Source organism: Marivirga sericea, assembly GCF_900177665.1.
GTDB lineage: Bacteria > Bacteroidota > Bacteroidia > Cytophagales > Cyclobacteriaceae > Marivirga > Marivirga sericea.
In genome coordinates, this window is sequence record NZ_FXAW01000002.1 from 139,206 (window position 1) to 155,571 (window position 16,366).

At 36.5% G+C, this 16,366-nt stretch carries 18 protein-coding genes and 1 tRNA gene; 7 read left to right on the forward strand and 12 right to left on the reverse strand.

The genetic code is table 11. The features are described from left to right. Window positions 1-8: 8 nt before the first annotated feature. From B9Y84_RS05785 to B9Y84_RS05825, 9 genes are all read right to left on the reverse strand, one after another. Window positions 9-224 (reverse strand): hypothetical protein, encoded by a 216-nt coding sequence (locus tag B9Y84_RS05785; RefSeq protein ID WP_085516158.1) that lies wholly within the window; start codon window positions 222-224, stop codon window positions 9-11. A gap of 213 nt (window positions 225-437) precedes the next feature. After that, window positions 438-1,334 (reverse strand): SDR family oxidoreductase, encoded by an 897-nt coding sequence (locus B9Y84_RS05790; protein ID WP_085516159.1) that lies wholly within the window; start codon window positions 1,332-1,334, stop codon window positions 438-440. Beyond that, entirely contained in the window at window positions 1,331-2,206 is an 876-nt protein-coding gene (locus B9Y84_RS05795) for a peptidylprolyl isomerase (protein WP_085516160.1), read from the reverse strand. The genes B9Y84_RS05790 and B9Y84_RS05795 overlap by 4 nt, the downstream gene beginning before the upstream one ends. A gap of 4 nt (window positions 2,207-2,210) precedes the next feature. Then, the gene (hemC, locus tag B9Y84_RS05800; protein WP_085516491.1) at window positions 2,211-3,146 is read right to left on the reverse strand and encodes a hydroxymethylbilane synthase; all 936 of its coding nucleotides are present in this window, start codon (window positions 3,144-3,146) and stop codon (window positions 2,211-2,213) included. 13 nt (window positions 3,147-3,159) lie between these two features. Beyond that, entirely contained in the window at window positions 3,160-3,606 is a 447-nt protein-coding gene (locus B9Y84_RS05805; RefSeq protein ID WP_085516161.1) for an ATP-dependent zinc protease family protein, read from the reverse strand. A gap of 89 nt (window positions 3,607-3,695) precedes the next feature. Next, a complete protein-coding gene (locus B9Y84_RS05810) occupies window positions 3,696-4,970 on the reverse strand; it encodes a Glu/Leu/Phe/Val family dehydrogenase (RefSeq protein WP_085516162.1) in 1,275 nt (424 codons plus the stop codon). Window positions 4,971-5,059: 89 nt separating this feature from the next. Further along, the gene (locus B9Y84_RS05815) at window positions 5,060-5,893 is read right to left on the reverse strand and encodes a phosphatidate cytidylyltransferase (RefSeq protein ID WP_085516163.1); all 834 of its coding nucleotides are present in this window, start codon (window positions 5,891-5,893) and stop codon (window positions 5,060-5,062) included. Then, window positions 5,874-6,080 (reverse strand): putative signal transducing protein, encoded by a 207-nt coding sequence (locus tag B9Y84_RS05820; protein WP_085516164.1) that lies wholly within the window; start codon window positions 6,078-6,080, stop codon window positions 5,874-5,876. The genes B9Y84_RS05815 and B9Y84_RS05820 overlap by 20 nt, the downstream gene beginning before the upstream one ends. Continuing rightward, entirely contained in the window at window positions 6,077-7,015 is a 939-nt protein-coding gene (locus B9Y84_RS05825; protein ID WP_085516165.1) for a CPBP family intramembrane glutamic endopeptidase, read from the reverse strand. Before B9Y84_RS05825 ends, B9Y84_RS05820 begins: the two co-directional genes overlap by 4 nt. 38 nt (window positions 7,016-7,053) lie before the next feature. On the opposite strand from B9Y84_RS05825, the gene dusB reads away from it, so the two are divergent. From dusB to B9Y84_RS05850, 5 genes are all read left to right on the forward strand, one after another. Next, entirely contained in the window at window positions 7,054-8,052 is a 999-nt protein-coding gene (dusB, locus tag B9Y84_RS05830; RefSeq protein ID WP_085516166.1) for a tRNA dihydrouridine synthase DusB, read from the forward strand. Then, on the forward strand, window positions 8,049-8,942 hold the full coding sequence (locus B9Y84_RS05835; RefSeq protein WP_085516167.1) for a DMT family transporter: 894 nt from the start codon (window positions 8,049-8,051) through the stop codon (window positions 8,940-8,942). Before dusB ends, B9Y84_RS05835 begins: the two co-directional genes overlap by 4 nt. Before the next feature lie 146 nt (window positions 8,943-9,088). Then, complete coding sequence (locus tag B9Y84_RS05840; RefSeq protein ID WP_085516168.1) at window positions 9,089-9,475, forward strand: TraR/DksA family transcriptional regulator; 387 nt, start codon at window positions 9,089-9,091, stop codon at window positions 9,473-9,475. Beyond that, complete coding sequence (scpB, locus tag B9Y84_RS05845; protein ID WP_085516169.1) at window positions 9,475-10,038, forward strand: SMC-Scp complex subunit ScpB; 564 nt, start codon at window positions 9,475-9,477, stop codon at window positions 10,036-10,038. Before B9Y84_RS05840 ends, scpB begins: the two co-directional genes overlap by 1 nt. A gap of 72 nt (window positions 10,039-10,110) precedes the next feature. Continuing rightward, window positions 10,111-10,962 carry a pseudouridine synthase gene (locus B9Y84_RS05850; RefSeq protein WP_085516170.1) on the forward strand — a complete coding sequence of 284 codons (852 nt, stop codon included), beginning with the start codon at window positions 10,111-10,113 and terminating at the stop codon, window positions 10,960-10,962. A gap of 99 nt (window positions 10,963-11,061) precedes the next feature. Here the strand turns inward: B9Y84_RS05850 and B9Y84_RS05855 are convergent, their stop codons facing one another. Then, window positions 11,062-12,483, reverse strand: coding sequence for a sensor histidine kinase (locus B9Y84_RS05855; protein ID WP_085516171.1), 1,422 nt, complete (start codon window positions 12,481-12,483; stop codon window positions 11,062-11,064). 342 nt (window positions 12,484-12,825) lie between these two features. After that, window positions 12,826-12,898, reverse strand: a tRNA-Phe gene (locus B9Y84_RS05860). A 94-nt stretch (window positions 12,899-12,992) separates the two neighbouring features. Here B9Y84_RS05860 and B9Y84_RS05865 point away from each other — a divergent pair. Both B9Y84_RS05865 and B9Y84_RS05870 read left to right on the forward strand, forming a co-directional pair. Beyond that, window positions 12,993-14,306, forward strand: coding sequence for a 4Fe-4S dicluster domain-containing protein (locus tag B9Y84_RS05865; RefSeq protein WP_085516172.1), 1,314 nt, complete (start codon window positions 12,993-12,995; stop codon window positions 14,304-14,306). Between the two features lie 35 nt (window positions 14,307-14,341). Beyond that, window positions 14,342-15,139 carry a (Fe-S)-binding protein gene (locus B9Y84_RS05870; protein WP_013454874.1) on the forward strand — a complete coding sequence of 266 codons (798 nt, stop codon included), beginning with the start codon at window positions 14,342-14,344 and terminating at the stop codon, window positions 15,137-15,139. Window positions 15,140-15,279: 140 nt separating this feature from the next. Here B9Y84_RS05870 and B9Y84_RS05875 read toward each other — a convergent pair whose 3' ends face one another. Then, complete coding sequence (locus tag B9Y84_RS05875) at window positions 15,280-16,365, reverse strand: SO2930 family diheme c-type cytochrome (RefSeq protein ID WP_245830828.1); 1,086 nt, start codon at window positions 16,363-16,365, stop codon at window positions 15,280-15,282. Between the last annotated feature and the right edge of the window lies 1 nt (window position 16,366).

The following is a 16,366-nucleotide window of genomic DNA, read 5'->3' on the forward strand; positions in this document are numbered from 1 at the left end:
TAAAGTCATTACTCTTCTTTTATGATTGTTGAAGTTTTATGAATTTTACCAGTAGAAATACACTCGATGCAGCAATAATTGTTCTCTTCCCAGCGAATTTCTTTTACATCTTCTTGAAAGGCAGTTGCATCGGTGATACTGAACTCAGTGATCAAAGATTCTTTACTTTCTGATTCCACTGTTTTGGAAGAACTGTCATTAAATATTATAGTAAATTTCGGCATAAGCATTTGGATACTAATTGATATGAAAAAAATGCTTTGTGTAATCTTATTGTTTCGTGTTAATAGAATTATATGGTAATTATTCCATAAAACATAATAATATTTCGATTGATAAAGATTATTGAGGGGTTAATTTTGTGTTTGTAAAATCAGCTCACTATCTAAAATTGGGAGATGGAAGTATAGTGACAATCATTAATATAAGCGAATAAGCTATTCCATTTGATTTGCTAGAGCCTTAATTCCCTCTTCAAATGTATTAGGTTTGTAACCTAGTTCTCTTTTAGCTTTATCTAAAACAAAGCCTGTTTTTGGTGGCCTTTTGGCAGTTTGTGTAAATTTTGTGCTATCTGATTTTGTCATGGTCGTTTGAGGTAAATTGAAAAATTCAGCAGTTTTAACAGCCATTTCATAAGGTGTCAATAAATCATCACCTGAGATATTATAAATACCTTTTGCTTTCTTTTCGGCAATTAAAAAGCAACCCATCGCAAGATCTTCAGCAAGTGTAGGAGTTCTCCACTGATCATCTACAACCTCAATATCTTTACCTTCTTCCAAGGATTTTTTGACCCACAGAATAATATTTGAGCGACTCATATCATGGGCAATACCATATACTAACACGGTGCGAGCGATCGCCCACTGAATCTTACTTTCTGTTATGAGATTCTCTGCAGCTAATTTACTTTCCCCATAATAGCTGATGGGGTTGGCTTCTGCCTCTTCCGAGTAAGGTCCATTTTCCCCATCAAATATAAAATCGGTGGAAAGCTGTATCAAAAACGCGTTATGTTTCTCAGAAGCTTTAATGAGATGTTTTACAGCCGTTACGTTTAATTTCCAACAGTCTTGCTGCTCAAGTTCGCATTGATCAACATTGGTCATGGCAGCGGTATTAATGATAACCTCTGGCTTGTGTTTTTCAACAGTGGCCATAACTTGATGCTCATTTGTAATGTCTAGACTTTCAAAAGTATATCCTTCTTTAAATGGCAAACGGTTTTCGTTTCTGGCGGTCGCAATTAGATCATGATTGCTTTGCGCGGTTATTAACTGGACTAACTTTTGTCCTAATAGACCATTGGAACCTGTGACTAGAATTTTCATTTTTCTTCTTGTGGGTATTCGTATCCGTATTGCTCAGTAATTTTCTTTTTTGACATTTTTTCAATTTCTGCAGTCAAGAAAATATCCTTCACTGGCTTATCAGCCCCAGCAGTCCTAACTGTTGCAATTGAATCTACTACATTTAATCCTTCAACTACTCTCCCAAAAACAGTATATTCTCCGTCCAGATGCGGAGCACCCCCAATATTTTTATAGTCTTCTATCTGCGCCTCAGAAAATTCATAAACCTCTAGTTTTCCAAATTCTTTTTCAACTATAGAATCTGCTGTTGTCTCCATAAAGTTTTGCAGTCCTTCCATATCTTTGGCTTTTTGCATTTCAATTACTTCATTTCTGAGGTTTGCATATTTCTTCATACCCAAACATTCACGTAATTTCATTTGCTTCTGCTGGTAAACTCTCCCTTCTGCCATTTGCAATAGATCAGTTTTTTCAAATTTTTGTCCATGAATAATATAGAATTGTGAACCGCTTGATTTTCTTTCGGGATTAACATTGTCTCCTTGTCTAGCCGCTGCCAAAGAGCCTTTCACATGCCAAAAATCGGGATGAATTTCAGCATCAATAGTATAATTTACCTTATCTTCCTCTTCTAAACCCTCTTTTTGATTGACATCTCCACCTTGCACCATAAAGTTTTCTATTACTCTATGGAAAATAGTGCTGTCATATTTTCCTGATTCTACTAATTCAAGAAAATTTGCTTTGTGCTTAGGGGTTTCTTCATAAAGAATGGCAGTCATATCACCGTATTGAGTGTGAAATACTACTACAGAATCCTTTGATGTTTGGCAAGAAGCCAAAATCACTAATAAAGAAGCTGCTAAAATTAATGTACTCTTGTTTATCATTGCTTTATTCTTCTGAAAGTTGTTCTCTAATTTCTTTTAATATTCTGTCTCCTCCCTTTTTTAATATTTGGCGAGCAATAAGTGTCCCCAATTCTTCTGCTCGAGAGGTCTCATCTGTCAATTTCATGGAAATTCTCTCTTGACCGTCTAAGCTAATAATTCCTGCTTCCATTTCAATAGAGTTAGTGTTCAGATTAGCCAATCCGAAAACCGGAATGCTACACCCTCCTTGAAGATAGCGCAAGTAGGCTCTTTCTGCTAATAAGCAATATTCCGTATTTCTGTGGTTAAGTGCAAATCGTAGCATTTGCTTTTTCTCCTCGCCTATATTTTTATGTACCTCTATTGCAACGGAACCTTGGCCTACCGCAGGAATGAATTCTTTTGTAGAAAGTTCTAATTTTATTTTTTCATCATATTCCATTCTATGGACGCCTGCATATGCAAGCAATATAGCGTCACATAATCCTTCCTCCATCTTCCTTATACGCGTTTGCAGATTACCGCGGATATCTACTGTTTTGATATGTGGGTAAAAATGTTTTAAAGTAGCAATCCTGCGAGTAGAAGAGGTGCCAATAATTAATGGGTTGTCCTTGTTGTGAATGTCAACAGATTCTTTGTGGGAAACTAATACGTCATTTACTTTTTCTCTTTCGGTAAAAGCGATCAAATCGAAGCCTTCCGGTAATTCTGATTGCATATCTTTGGCACTGTGAACTGCAATGTCGATATTTCCTTCAGCAAGTTGAGCTTCGATTTCTTCAGTAAAAACGCCTTTACTACCAATTTTCGAAATGGCTACATCTAAAATCTTATCTCCTTTTGTCTGAATAATGTTGATCTCTGCAGTGTGACCCGCCTTTACGATTTTATCTTTTACGTACTCTGCCTGCCATAATGCTAGTTTGCTGCCTCGAGTGCCTATTCTAATGTTCATCTTAGCTTTTCTGTTATTTTTGATGGTATTCAAAAGAAAGGTTTTCTTCTGTTACATCGACCACAAATCTACCACTCAATAATTTTCTACCCAATAAAATGGGGTTTTTCATGTGGCTGCGGTCGGAAAGGGAGAACTCAGTATTATAGATTTTATTAAAAATTTTAATTTTTGTTTTTATCACATAGCGTTCTTGAACTTGACCATTAGAACTTTTAATTCGTTTTAATTTAAATTCAGAGGTTTTGAATTTTTTAGCTTTCATGCCCTGACCTAGTCGTTTCCCGCTTATGGTATAAACCAAAAAACCTGTTCCTTCCTTAGTCTTTTCTATATGAATTTTAGAACAATGGATGGCAGATGTATAGGCTCCTGTATCAATTTTAGCCTGAACTTTGGATAAACCCAATTCAGGTAAATCTAGTTTATCAATTCTACCGATGATTTTCTTACTCTTCAAATCTGAGTCTTACTTTAGCTAAATATTAAATTAAAAAAGCGCAGAAGTACTGCGCCTTTAAATATATTAAAATTTATTAGATCAATGAATCAATACCCACCACGATATTTATAAGTCTGTGCTACTTTATCGATTGCTACGATATAAGCTGCAATTCTCATAGGTACATTATATTCTTGAGAAGTTTTATAAACTGCTTCAAAAGCATCTTTCATAATCCTATCAGAACGTCTATTCACTCGCTCTCGAGTCCATTTGTATCCCAATCGGTTTTGTACCCATTCAAAATAAGAAACAGTAACCCCTCCAGCATTTGCCAAAATATCTGGTGCTACCATAATTCCCTTTTCATTTATAATATTATCGGCCTTCGCTGAGGTAGGACCATTTGCTCCTTCCACTATCAGTTTAGCTTGAATTTTACTGGCGTTATCATGTGTAATAACATCTTCTTTTGCAGCAGGAATTAAAACATCCACTTCTAAAGTCAATAAATCATTACCATCGATTTTTTCAGCACCTTCGAAACCTTCTAAGGTTCCATTATTATTGTTCCGATATTCAATAGCTTTCTTAATATCAATTCCACTATCATTAAAATATGCGCCAGAAATATCAGAAATTGATTTAATGGTTGCACCTCTTTCTTCCAATAGCAAAGCGGCAAAAGAACCTACGTTACCGAATCCCTGAACAGCCATAGTAGCCTTATAAGGATTGATTTTCAATTTTTCCATAGCAGCTAAAGCTGATACCATCACACCGCGACCCGTAGCTTCAGTCCTGCCTAGTGATCCACCTAAAACCAATGGTTTACCAGTAACTACGGCATTTACCGTCATACCTTTGGATCTAGAATAAGCATCCATCATCCAAGCCATTTCTCTCGGTCCAGTTCCCATGTCTGGTGCTGGAATATCTCTGTCTTCGCCAAAAACATCTACCATCGATTCTGTATAGGAACGAGTCAATCTTTCAATTTCTCCGGCAGACATTGCTCTTGGATTACATTTAATACCTCCTTTTGCACCGCCATAAGGAATATCAACAACTGCACATTTCCATGTCATCCAGGCTGCTAAAGCTTTAACTTCGTCAATATTCACCCCCATATCATAACGAACACCACCTTTGGATGGTCCTAAAATAGTAGAATGAATAACGCGATAGCCTTCAAAAACCTGAATGGAGCCGTCATCCATCGTGATGGGAAGATTGACAATAACCTGACGAGCAGGTGATTTCAATACATTGTAAATTTCATCGTCTAAACCTAAGTGTTGAGCTGCGATGTGAAATCGCGACATCATAGACTCAAAAGGATTTTCTAAGTCTTTAATTGGAGCCGGTTCGATATAACCCATAGTAGTATTTGTTTTTTTTAAAAACTTTGCGGTAAAATTAAGTATTTGTTAACTGATTTTTACTTTTTATGATGCTAATGTTGTAAAAATCATTCAAAAAGCATCAAAAAAGCAGAAATAAATGGTGCGGATAACAAAAGTCCATCAAATCTATCTAAAAAACCTCCATGACCAGGAATTATCGAGCCTGAATCTTTTACTTCAATGCTTCTTTTGAAAAGTGATTCGACTAAATCACCGTAAGTTCCAGCAATTACAATTATCCCTGCAATACAAAGCCATTGCCAATCTGCAATTTCATCAAAATTTGCTGCCATGATAATAGCAAAAACAAAAGCTAAAATAGTTCCGCCTAATGCTCCTTCCCAGGTTTTCTTCGGAGATATTCTTTCAAATAATTTGCGCTTTCCAAATTTCACTCCGGCAAAATATGCGCCTGTATCACTTGCCCACTGAATAAACAGGGCTCCAATTATGATTTGGAAGCTATAGGTGTCATTGTAGAAAACGGCAATATGCAAAAGAGCAAAAGGAACTGCCACGTAAATAATACCTAAAAAAGTGTAGGCAATATTGGTGAAAGGCTTTTTGTCGTTCTTTTTATAGAGTTTCACAAAATAAACAGTGGAGGCTATAGGGGCTATTGCAAAGTAAATGCGAGGATCCAAGTGCTCGGCATGAACTAAGAAGGTGATGCTATAGATGGATAAGCCAGTAATTGTACCCCAGAATTTCAGGGGCAACATTCCATCCATACCGACCAACTTATAAAACTCTAATTGTGTCATTGCACATAAGATGAAAAATACAGCGAAATAGGTCCATTCACTGTAAATGATAGCTGAAAGAATAATTGCTACTCCTAATAAAGCAGCTATTATCCTTTGTGTTAAATTATTGTATTTACTCAAATTTGATCTCATCTTCAATTAGTTTAATCGCACGCATCACTTCCTCCACAGTAACCACGATTTCGTAAAACCCTAGCTGATAAGCAGAATCCTTCTTATCTACAATAATGGCATGGAATTCCTTGTCCTGCAAATAATCTTTTACGATTTGTGCTTGATAAAGCTTTTCTGTTTTAAAGACTGTTTTCCAGTTTTTCATTCCTCAGCAGCTCCTTTCATTAATCTCATAAAGTAACGGAAAAATATTAAGCAGCTAAAAAGTCCAATGATAGATACATAGATAGGGACGGCCGTATCTACCTCAGAAGCATCAAAATCGTCTATATACTTCGGACCAACATACATTACTACAACCGCTAGACCATTATTTACAAAATGCGCTAAGATTGGATACCAAATATTGCCTGAATAAAGATAAATGTAGCCAAATAGAGCACCTAATAGAATTCTTGGAACTACTCCAAAAAACTGCATGTGGAATGCACCAAAAATAATGGCACTTATCCAGATGGCAAGATGCGCATTCTTTGTAGCTGTTTGTAATTTGGTTTGTAATAAACCTCTGAAAACGAGTTCTTCACCGACTGCAGGCAGAATACCGATAATGAATAAGGCAATCAACATTTCCCCAAAGCTTCCGTACGAGCTAAAAAGTTCTGTCAATTCCATTAATCGATCTTCCATATTTCTTGCCCATTCTCCGAAGCCTCTTAGAAACTCTGGAAATTCTACATTCATATTCCATTCAATGATAATAGAATTAAAAATCATAAAGGAGAATGTGCTCAATACAATTAATATTGAAGGTTGAACTGCAAGATTTTTCTTGTTGATATATGATTTCCAGCTCATTCGATCAATCGTTTTAATAAAAAACAGTGTGAATAAGGTGAATCCAAGGAAATGACTTAGACCTTGAGCCACATACATAAATATTTTACTTTTTGGGCTAAAGGGAGGTTCTAAGAGTTTTTGACTTTCCATAAAATCAACTCCTGTAGCCAACACAGCTATACCTGTGCCAATTAATTGACTGAAAAGATTCCATGCTAAAAACAGCAATACGAGGTAAAAAATTGAAGTCCAGGGATTTTTATGGAGAATTTGTGGGTTGTTATGCTTTAAAGAATTCATATAGTGCGTAAATTTACACCAAAATTAAGATTATCAAATTGGTAAAGATAGGAAACATATCATTAGGCGAATTTCCATTGCTTTTAGCACCCATGGAAGATGTAAGTGACCCGCCTTTCAGAGCAGTATGCAAAGAAAATGGTGCGGACTTAATGTACACTGAATTTATTTCTTCGGAAGGTTTAATTCGGGACGCCATTAAAAGCAGGCAGAAACTAGATATTTTTGATTACGAAAAACCGATCGGCATTCAAATTTTTGGTGGTGATGAGGAGGCGATGGCTATGGCAACCAGTATTGTTAATGTAACACAACCTGATTTGGTCGACATCAATTTTGGGTGTCCTGTCAAAAAAGTAGTGACCAAAGGAGCAGGCGCTGGAGTTTTGAAAGACATTGATTTAATGGTCAGGCTCACTGAATCTGTTGTAAGATCTACCGATTTGCCGGTTACGGTCAAAACGCGTTTGGGATGGGATGAAAGTTCGAAAAATATAGAGGAAGTAGCTGAAAGATTGCAAGATGTGGGAATAAAAGCCTTGTCTATTCACGGTAGAACTCGCCAGCAAATGTACAAAGGGGAGGCCGATTGGTCGTTGATTGCAAAGGTGAAAAACAATCCAAGAATTAATATTCCTATATTCGGAAATGGAGATATTGATTCTCCTCAAAAAGCATTAGAATACAGAAACAGATATGGTGTTGATGGGCTGATGATTGGACGTGCAGCCATCGGATATCCTTGGATTTTCAATGAGATTAAGCACTATTTTGAAACGGGTAAAGTATTACCTCCACCCAATTTGGATGACAGAGTAGAGACAGCTAAAAAACATCTTAAGTTTTCAGTGGAATGGAAAGGGGAAAAGTTAGGAATCTTTGAAATGAGAAGACATTATACCAACTATTTTAGAGGTATTCCTCATTTTAAACCGTATAGAACCCGTTTAGTAGAAGGTGAAAATTATCAAGCAGTATTAGATACTTTAGATGAAATAAACGAAGTTTTTGCCGATCAAATGATGGAACGGATATGAGCGAAAAAGAATCTGTAAGTCCTTTTTTAGTTTATGGCTTACTGTTTTTATTGGCACTGATTTGGGGGAGTTCATTTATCTTGATTAAGAAAGGATTACTGGTTTTTTCAGCCGGAGAAGTTGGCGCTATCCGAATATTTTCTGCTGCTTTAGTATTAACACCACTCTCTTTACCGAAGCTCAAAAGCCTAAATAGACGCCAATGGAAATGGTTATTTATTTCAGGGATGGTAGGGAGCTTTGGTCCAGCCTTTTTGTTTGCCTATGCTCAAACGCAGTTAGAAAGCGGGATTACTGGGGTGCTCAATGCTTTAACCCCTATTTTTGCGCTTTTAGTCGGAGTGTTATTTTTCAAAGGCAGTTTAAAGCTAAGAGATAGTCTTGGAATAGCCTTGGGATTTGGCGGAACAATCGTATTGATAATAGCAGGTTCAGGAGGGGAACTTGGAAACTTTAACTTTTATGCGATTTTCGTGATTTTGGCAACGCTTTGTTATGGTTTTAACTTGAATATTCTAAAAACACAATTCAGTGTTTTAACCCCGAAAATAATTACCAGTATTTCTTTGGTTCTAATAGCACCTTTAGCGGGTGGCTATTTATTTGGCTCCAGTGATTTTGTGCAAAAAATGCAATATGAGGAAGGTGCTTGGTTAGCACTGCTATATATTAGCATCTTAGGTGTAATAGGAACAGCCTTCGCTTTAATTCTTTTTAACCGACTTGTCAAACTAACTTCACCCGTTTTTACCAGTTTTGTTACTTATATAATTCCGATCGTTGCTATTATTTGGGGTTTATTGGACGGAGAAATCTTAGTTTTTGGTCATTATATCGGAATTGTATTAATTATATTAGGGGTTGCTTTTGCTAATCGTCCTAAAAAATAATATTTGGACGATTCTAATATTAAGAAAATATTCCATCGATTTAAATATAATTAACATTGAGAAAACACTTTATTTATTTAATAAATAGTTTTTGTTTTCAGTTAAAGCATTTATTTTTGCCGCAAATAAACTAATCTAGAAGTGTTATGAGTGATAATGAGAAAACCCGATACAGTGCTGATGAGTTAAAAGAATTTGAAGATTTAATCACTAGCAAAGTAGATAAAGCAAAAGAGGAGCTAAAATATATTAAATCCACCATTACTCGATCTGGAGATTCTGGTACGGACGGAACATCAGGAAATGTCAAAGTCTTGGAGGATGGAGCCGACACAATGGAAAAAGAGAGCATGAACCAGTTGGCAGCTCGCCAACAAAAATTTATCATTAATTTGGAGAATGCCTTAGTTAGAATAAAAAATGGCACCTATGGTATCTGTTCTGTGACTGGGAAGTTAATCTCAAAAGAAAGATTAAGGGCAGTTCCGCATACTACTCAGTCCATTGAAGCAAAGCTAGCTCAAGATAATTAATGGATTTTTTACTCAACCATATTGAGGCATTGATTTTCTGTGCCACTTCACCCTTGAAGATCCAGGAAATCCAAAAGTGCTTGTCAGAGATGTTTGAGGTAGATGTACCGAAAGAAGATATAGAAGGTGCTCTGGAGAAAATTCTCAAAAAATATGAATCAGATGAATATTCCTTTCAAGTAGAGCATATTGGAGGCGGGTATCAGTTTATGACCAAACCCGCCTATCAAGCCAGTATAGGTATTATGCTAAAGCAGCAGTCTAAAAAGAGATTGTCGACCTCAGCACTTGAAACGCTGTCTATCATTGCCTACAAGCAACCGATCACCAAAGGTGAAATGGAGCAGATAAGAGGAGTCAACTGCGATTATACTGTTCAGAAACTCCTAGAGAAAGAATTGGTAGAAATTAAAGGGAAGGCAGATGCTATTGGAAGACCTATTCTATATGGGACTAGCCAAAATTTCATGGAATATTTTGGGATCAATGATCTAAAGGATTTACCAACCCCTAAGGACTTTTCGCAAGAAGAAAATCAAATAGGAAAAGAAAACGAGGATTAGTCAGAATAGAAGCGTAGTTTTGTAATTGAAATAGTGATTGACCTTTGTTAATCGCTCAAAAATTTCAAGGCTATGCGTAATAAAAAGTTCCCTAAGGATCAGAAACCCAAAAAATCTCATCAAATAAAAAAGTTTTCAAATCAGAAGAAAGCAGAAACTCCTCAGTATGATATAAGTAAACTTAAATCAGCGGAGGTAAAAGAAAAGGAACTTAAAGAAGGTATACGTTTAAACAAATACATCGCTAATGCAGGTATTTGTTCCAGACGAGAAGCTGATCAGCACATTGCAGATGGTAAAGTTAAAGTCAATAACAAAGTAGTTAAAGAACTTGGCTTTAAAGTGAAGCCAATGGACGATGTCGCTTTTGAAGGCAAACCTATAAAAAGAGAAAAACTCGTTTATGTTTTGCTGAACAAACCAAAGGGGTTTATCACCACCATGGATGACCCTAAAGGAAGAAAGACTGTCATGGATTTAGTTTCTGCTGCTGGCGATGAACGTATTTATCCTGTCGGTAGGTTGGATCGAAATACCACAGGACTTTTACTTTTTACAAACGATGGAGAATTAGCTAAAAAGCTAACCCATCCTAAACATAAGATAAAGAAAATTTATCAAGCGGAATTAGACAAACCCATAACAGAAGAAGATTTTCTTAGAATTGAAGCTGGCATCACCTTAGAAGATGGAGAGGTGAAAGTAGATAACATTGCTATTCTAACGCCAGATGCCCGAAGTATAGGTATGGAAATCAAAATGGGCAGAAACCGAATTGTAAGAAGGACATTTGAGCATTTAGGTTACGAAGTAGTCAAATTAGACAGAACCACCTTTGCTGGATTGACCAAAAAAGACCTAGCAAGAGGTAAATGGAGATTTTTAAAAGAAAAAGAAGTCATTAATTTGAAGCATTTGAGGTGAGATTTAGCAATACTTTTTTGTAGAGAAAAGCTGTATTAAATAAATAACAAATAAGACTTTTGTAAGTGTGTCTTCCCCGCTCGCTGGCGGGTTAGGGGGCTAATCATCCAATTTCACCCCAGCATTTTCAATGATCACTTTAAAAATACTGCCTTTTCCCAACTCTGAAACTAAAGTGATACGAGCATTGATTTTTTCCAATGCTTGTTGTACTATAAATAGACCAAGACCAGAGCCTTCAGCCTCACTTGTAGCCCTGTAGAACATATCAAATACTTTATGCTGGCTTTCTGGAGCAATTCCGATTCCATTGTCTTCTACAGAAATGTGCACATTCCTATCTACTTTTTCAAACCGAATCGCTATAAATTGATCAGGTTTTTTCGAGTCATGATATTTTACTGCATTAGAAATCAAATTTCCCAATACTACTTTGAGTTGGTAGTAATCAGTTCGTAAAATATGGTGAATATGTTCGTCATAATCCAATCGAATACTGTCGGCACCCTGATTGAATTTTACATCAGTAATCACATCTTCTACTATTTCACCTAATCTGAAAGTTTTAAGGTGTATTTCTGTTTTGATATTCCGTGAATAATTGAGAATATCACCAAAAATTTGGTCCAGTTTTTTCACTCTTTCTTCCATCATTTTCACATACTTTTGACCTGATTCATCTTTAATATCATGTTTGGCTATGTTAATTAAGCCCAATAAAGATGCTACAGGGGCACGTAGATCATGAGAAGTACTGTACAGAAAGCTATCTAATTCCCTGTTAGTTTTTTCTAGAGCTGAACGTTCTTCCTCCAGCAACCAAATAATCATTCCAATGCCTATAAAAGATAGTAATAGAAAATCGATTACGCCTAAAGTGTTATCAATTTCCAAAATGAAACTGTCATCGAAGATCATATATATCCCTCCTAATGCGAAATTAAGATTTTCAAAGCCGTAGAGTAAAAAGGCAATCCATAATAACTTCTTACCAACTGCAGTGTCCCGTCTCCCTATTCTCATAATCTGAATACCAGCATAGATGAAGGCAGCACCCACTATTAATGATTTGATAGTAAAAGGTATAACCAAGGAGTAAATATATCCTCCATCATGCTCAAACATGAAAAACAAAGAGCTCAAGAGTGCTATAATTACGACTAGAGTGTATTGGATATACTCTTGCTTTAAGCTTAATGACTTTTTATGGATTAAATGGTTAGCTCCTTGCAGAAGCCAAACCACCTGCATCAAACCTGCTATCTGGAAAAGAAAAGTGAAAATATTTTGCCAAAAAGAACCCGCTACTTCGCTTTGAGCGATGAAAAGAGTTAAAAGAGATAAGAAGATATAAGAAGCGAAAGCAATCCAACTGAACGACCAGAGCTTCAGATGCTTTCTTTGATATAAGTTAAAGAAATACCATAAAATCAAAGCAAGAGTTAGTCCCCAAACTGCTTGACCTGAATAACTTATGAGAATACTTTCAAAATATTGATTGAAGGTAGATTGATTAATCAATGTTTAAATGGTTTATATTTACTAATGTAGTAACTAAAAGCTTATAAGTAAATAAAAGCTTATCTGTATTGATTTTAAATTGTAACAAAAATAGTATGTATGCATACTATTTTTATACTCAACTATTATTTTTAAATTTCTTGTGTAGTATATTTATATTCTAAAGTCACAAGTCATTTATATAAATCTGCTTATTCGTTGCTTGTCCTGAATACTACTGGGACCAAGTCTTCTGAATTTAAATTTAGGTCAGGTTTTGGAAGAAAATTGATAGAAAAATGGGAGTAAATAAAAATCACATATTAAACATAAAAAAAGCCTTGCTTTTGAAGGCAAGGCTTGTGGTGCTGAGTGGATTCGAACCACCGACTCACGGATTTTCAGTCCGATGCTCTACCAACTGAGCTACAGCACCGTGATTGAGTGGTGCAAAAGTAGGTGAAATATTTATCCTGCAAAAGGATTTTGAAAAAAAATGATAAAAAATTTTTAACGATTAAAGAACAACTATGGAATACATCTCACAAATAGCTTTCTTACTGGTACTTGCAGTTGCAAGTTACTTTCTAGCGCAAAGGATAGGAAGCATTAAGAAAAATATCAATCTCGGGAAAGATGTTGATAGAAGTGACAACAAAGGGCAAAGATGGAAAAACACTATGCTGATTGCTTTTGGACAAAAGAAAATGTTCAAAAAATTTATACCCGCTATTTTACACCTGATGATTTATGTAGGCTTCTTGGTCATCAACTTAGAAGTTTTGGAGTTCATCATTGACGGAATAGCAGGAACACATAGAATTTTTGCTCCAGTGTTAGGTGATGCTTACAGTGTAGCAATCAATATTTTCGAGTTTTTAGCAGTAGCAGTACTTGTTTCATGTGTGGCATTTTTATGGAGAAGAAATGTTGTGCCGGTAAAAAGATTAAAAACACTAAGTGGCTGGCCCAAATTGGATGGTAATTTAATATTAGTGATTGAAGTTATCTTAATGTTTGCCATTTTGACCATGAATGCTACTGATCAGCTTTTACAAGGAAAAGATGACCATTATGTTCAAACAGGAAGCTTCTTCTTTAGCAGTTTTTTAATGCCACTTTTCGAAGGGATGAGCGTGGATGCCCTAGTGTTTACTGAGCGTTTCGCATGGTGGTTCCATATCATAGGAATCTTAGCATTTGCAGTTTACGTAACCTATTCCAAACATTTACATATTTTCATGGCGTTCCCAAATACTTATTTTGCACGAATTACTCCTCAAGGGCAAATGAACAATATGGACGAAGTAACCACTGAAGTGAAAAGCATGTTGGGTATGGATGCTGGCAATCCGCCTGCAGAGGTAGCTAGATTGGGAGCAAAAGACGCCAATGACTTAACTTGGGTGAATCTAATGAATTCTTACGCTTGTACTGAATGCGGAAGATGTACTGCTGAATGTCCTGCCAACTTAACTGGTAAAAAACTCTCTCCTCGTAAAATCATGATGGATACCAGAGATCGAATTACTGAAATTGGAGAAAATATTAAAGCGGGCAAAGAAGCCGAAGAAGGTAGTGCATTATTCAGTGAAGATTACATTTCCGCTGAAGAACTAAATGCTTGTACGAGCTGTAATGCATGCGTAGAAGCTTGTCCTATCAATATCAACCCATTGGATATCATTTTGCAAGGACGAAGATATATGGCCATGGAAGAAAGTAGTTCTCCGCAGTCATGGAACGCCATGTTCCAAAATGTAGAGACCAGCTTTGCGCCTTGGAAATTTCCTCCAACTGACCGTTTCAAATGGGCAGATAAATTAAAAGAAGAAGAGAAATAAATTTTAGGAAACGAAAAATTATAAATCAAGATATTATGAGTGATTCAACATATAAAGTCCCAACCATGCAAGAAATGAGTGCCAAAGGAGAAGCTCCTGAGGTGTTATTTTGGGTGGGTTGTGCCGGTTCTTTCGATGACCGATATAAAGCAGTAACTATTGCTTTCACCAAGATTTTGAATAAAGTAGGAATCAATTTCGCAGTTTTAGGTCCTGAGGAAAGTTGCACTGGAGATCCTGCCAGAAGAGCCGGAAATGAATTCCTGTTCCAAATGCAAGCCATGAGCAATATCCAAGTACTGGATGGCTACAACATTAAAAAAATTGTTACGGCTTGTCCTCATTGCTTCAACACCATTAAAAACGAATATCCTGAGTTAGGGGGAAATTATGATGTAGTGCATCATTCCCAATTCTTACAAGGATTGATTAATGAAGGAAAAGTCACTTTAAAAGATGGAGGCGAATTCAAAGGAAGAAAGATCACTTTCCATGATTCATGCTATCTGGGCCGCGCCAATGGAGTGTATGAGGCGCCTAGAGACGTGATCAAAGCATTGGATGCCGAATTAGTGGAAATGAAAAGATGCAAAACCAAAGGCTTATGTTGTGGAGCCGGTGGAGCGCAGATGTTCAAAGATGCTGAGAAAGGCAATAAAGAAATTAATATTGAAAGAACCGAAGAAGCCTTAGATACAGGAGCTGAAGTAATAGCAGCAGGCTGTCCATTTTGCATGACCATGATGACGGATGGTGTGAAAAACAAGGAAAGAGAGCATAATGTAAAGGTCTTTGATTTAGCAGAGTTAATTGCTAAAAATGAAGGACTTTGATTAGTTATAGGCTTTAAGTTATAGGTAATGAGACATCAGGGCTGCACTAGCTTTGATGTCTTTTTTTTTACACGAGCCAACTTGATAACTTGTCAACATGAAAACCTCTTCACCTAGAAACTTAATCACCTAAACACTTTCTACTCCATCTCATTAATCCACTGCTTTACCAAAGCCAACCCCTCTTTATGCACCATTTTCCTGCCTAATTCAGGCATCATAATTCCAGGATCAGTAGATTCCATTCGATAAGCTAGAATAGATTGCTCAGGATGGCCTGGAACTATATCGTATTTGAGTCCCCCTGAACCTTTTCCTGCGGCTATTGGTGTTTTACCCACTCCCCAGGCGGCAGGATTATCCACTGAAGCCATTAAGTGCAAGGCAGAGTTTTTAGCAGGGCCTTCAGGACGATGACAATGCCCGCAATTGATTTCCAAATAGGCCCTGGCTCGATCTGCTAAAGCTTCAGAATCGTTTTCATAATTCACTAATTTTGGCAAGTTTTCTATCGGCAAATTCGACAATAATCCATGAGCTTGCCAATACTTCAATTGATTCATTTCACCTTTGTCTGCATAATCAAAATCTCCGTTGAGCTGTCGGGTTGATGGACCTATCGGCATTATTTTACCATCTTTTAAATGGCAGCTTCTGCATTGGTTCATATTGGGGATGCTATAATTTATTTTTTGCGTATTGCCCTCCACATCTCTCCAGCTTACGCTTTTGGTAGCTCCGGCTACTTCTAGAAATGCTTCTGTTTGTTCTTGATTCCAAACGTACGGCAAAGCTTTCCAACCTTCTTCTTCATGAATCAATAATCTGGTTTCCAAAATTCTTCTTTCACCATCTGGTTTTGAAAAATCATTCGGGTAATAGAAATTCTTAATTAAAACACTACCTATAGGGAACTCCATTACTTCTGTTGGGTGATAATCTGCAATTTTTCCTTCGGGAATTTGTACGAAGCGAGCTTTATGAGCGTAGTCTGAAAAAAGCGCTGAATTTAATTTATAGGGATGAACATCTTCTTTGGGAGATAAATCTGCTAGTTCACCTTTGAAAAAGCCATATTCTGAAAGCTTTTCCTTACCTAATGATTGACTGGAAGTAAAACTAAATGAAGATGGAGTGCTTTCCTGAGTTTCTTGTTTTTGATTTTCCTTACTTCCGCAAGACAGCAAAAAGACAACACCTATTCTAATGAGTAAAGAGTCTTTCATT

Excerpts from the sequence above, each read along its gene's own strand:
- B9Y84_RS05785 (WP_085516158.1), bottom strand. The coding sequence starts at position 224 with ATGCCGAAATTTACTATAATATTTAATGACAGTTCTTCCAAAACAGTG.
- B9Y84_RS05790 (WP_085516159.1), bottom strand. The coding sequence starts at position 1,334 with ATGAAAATTCTAGTCACAGGTTCCAATGGTCTATTAGGACAAAAGTTA.
- B9Y84_RS05795 (WP_085516160.1), bottom strand. The coding sequence starts at position 2,206 with ATGATAAACAAGAGTACATTAATTTTAGCAGCTTCTTTATTAGTGATT.
- hemC (WP_085516491.1), bottom strand. The coding sequence starts at position 3,146 with ATGAACATTAGAATAGGCACTCGAGGCAGCAAACTAGCATTATGGCAG.
- B9Y84_RS05810 (WP_085516162.1), bottom strand. The coding sequence starts at position 4,970 with ATGGGTTATATCGAACCGGCTCCAATTAAAGACTTAGAAAATCCTTTT.
- B9Y84_RS05815 (WP_085516163.1), bottom strand. The coding sequence starts at position 5,893 with ATGAGATCAAATTTGAGTAAATACAATAATTTAACACAAAGGATAATA.
- B9Y84_RS05820 (WP_085516164.1), bottom strand. The coding sequence starts at position 6,080 with ATGAAAAACTGGAAAACAGTCTTTAAAACAGAAAAGCTTTATCAAGCA.
- B9Y84_RS05825 (WP_085516165.1), bottom strand. The coding sequence starts at position 7,015 with ATGAATTCTTTAAAGCATAACAACCCACAAATTCTCCATAAAAATCCC.
- B9Y84_RS05835 (WP_085516167.1), top strand. The coding sequence starts at position 8,049 with ATGAGCGAAAAAGAATCTGTAAGTCCTTTTTTAGTTTATGGCTTACTG.
- B9Y84_RS05840 (WP_085516168.1), top strand. The coding sequence starts at position 9,089 with ATGAGTGATAATGAGAAAACCCGATACAGTGCTGATGAGTTAAAAGAA.
- scpB (WP_085516169.1), top strand. The coding sequence starts at position 9,475 with ATGGATTTTTTACTCAACCATATTGAGGCATTGATTTTCTGTGCCACT.
- B9Y84_RS05850 (WP_085516170.1), top strand. The coding sequence starts at position 10,111 with ATGCGTAATAAAAAGTTCCCTAAGGATCAGAAACCCAAAAAATCTCAT.
- B9Y84_RS05865 (WP_085516172.1), top strand. The coding sequence starts at position 12,993 with ATGGAATACATCTCACAAATAGCTTTCTTACTGGTACTTGCAGTTGCA.
- B9Y84_RS05870 (WP_013454874.1), top strand. The coding sequence starts at position 14,342 with ATGAGTGATTCAACATATAAAGTCCCAACCATGCAAGAAATGAGTGCC.
- B9Y84_RS05875 (WP_245830828.1), bottom strand. The coding sequence starts at position 16,365 with ATGAAAGACTCTTTACTCATTAGAATAGGTGTTGTCTTTTTGCTGTCT.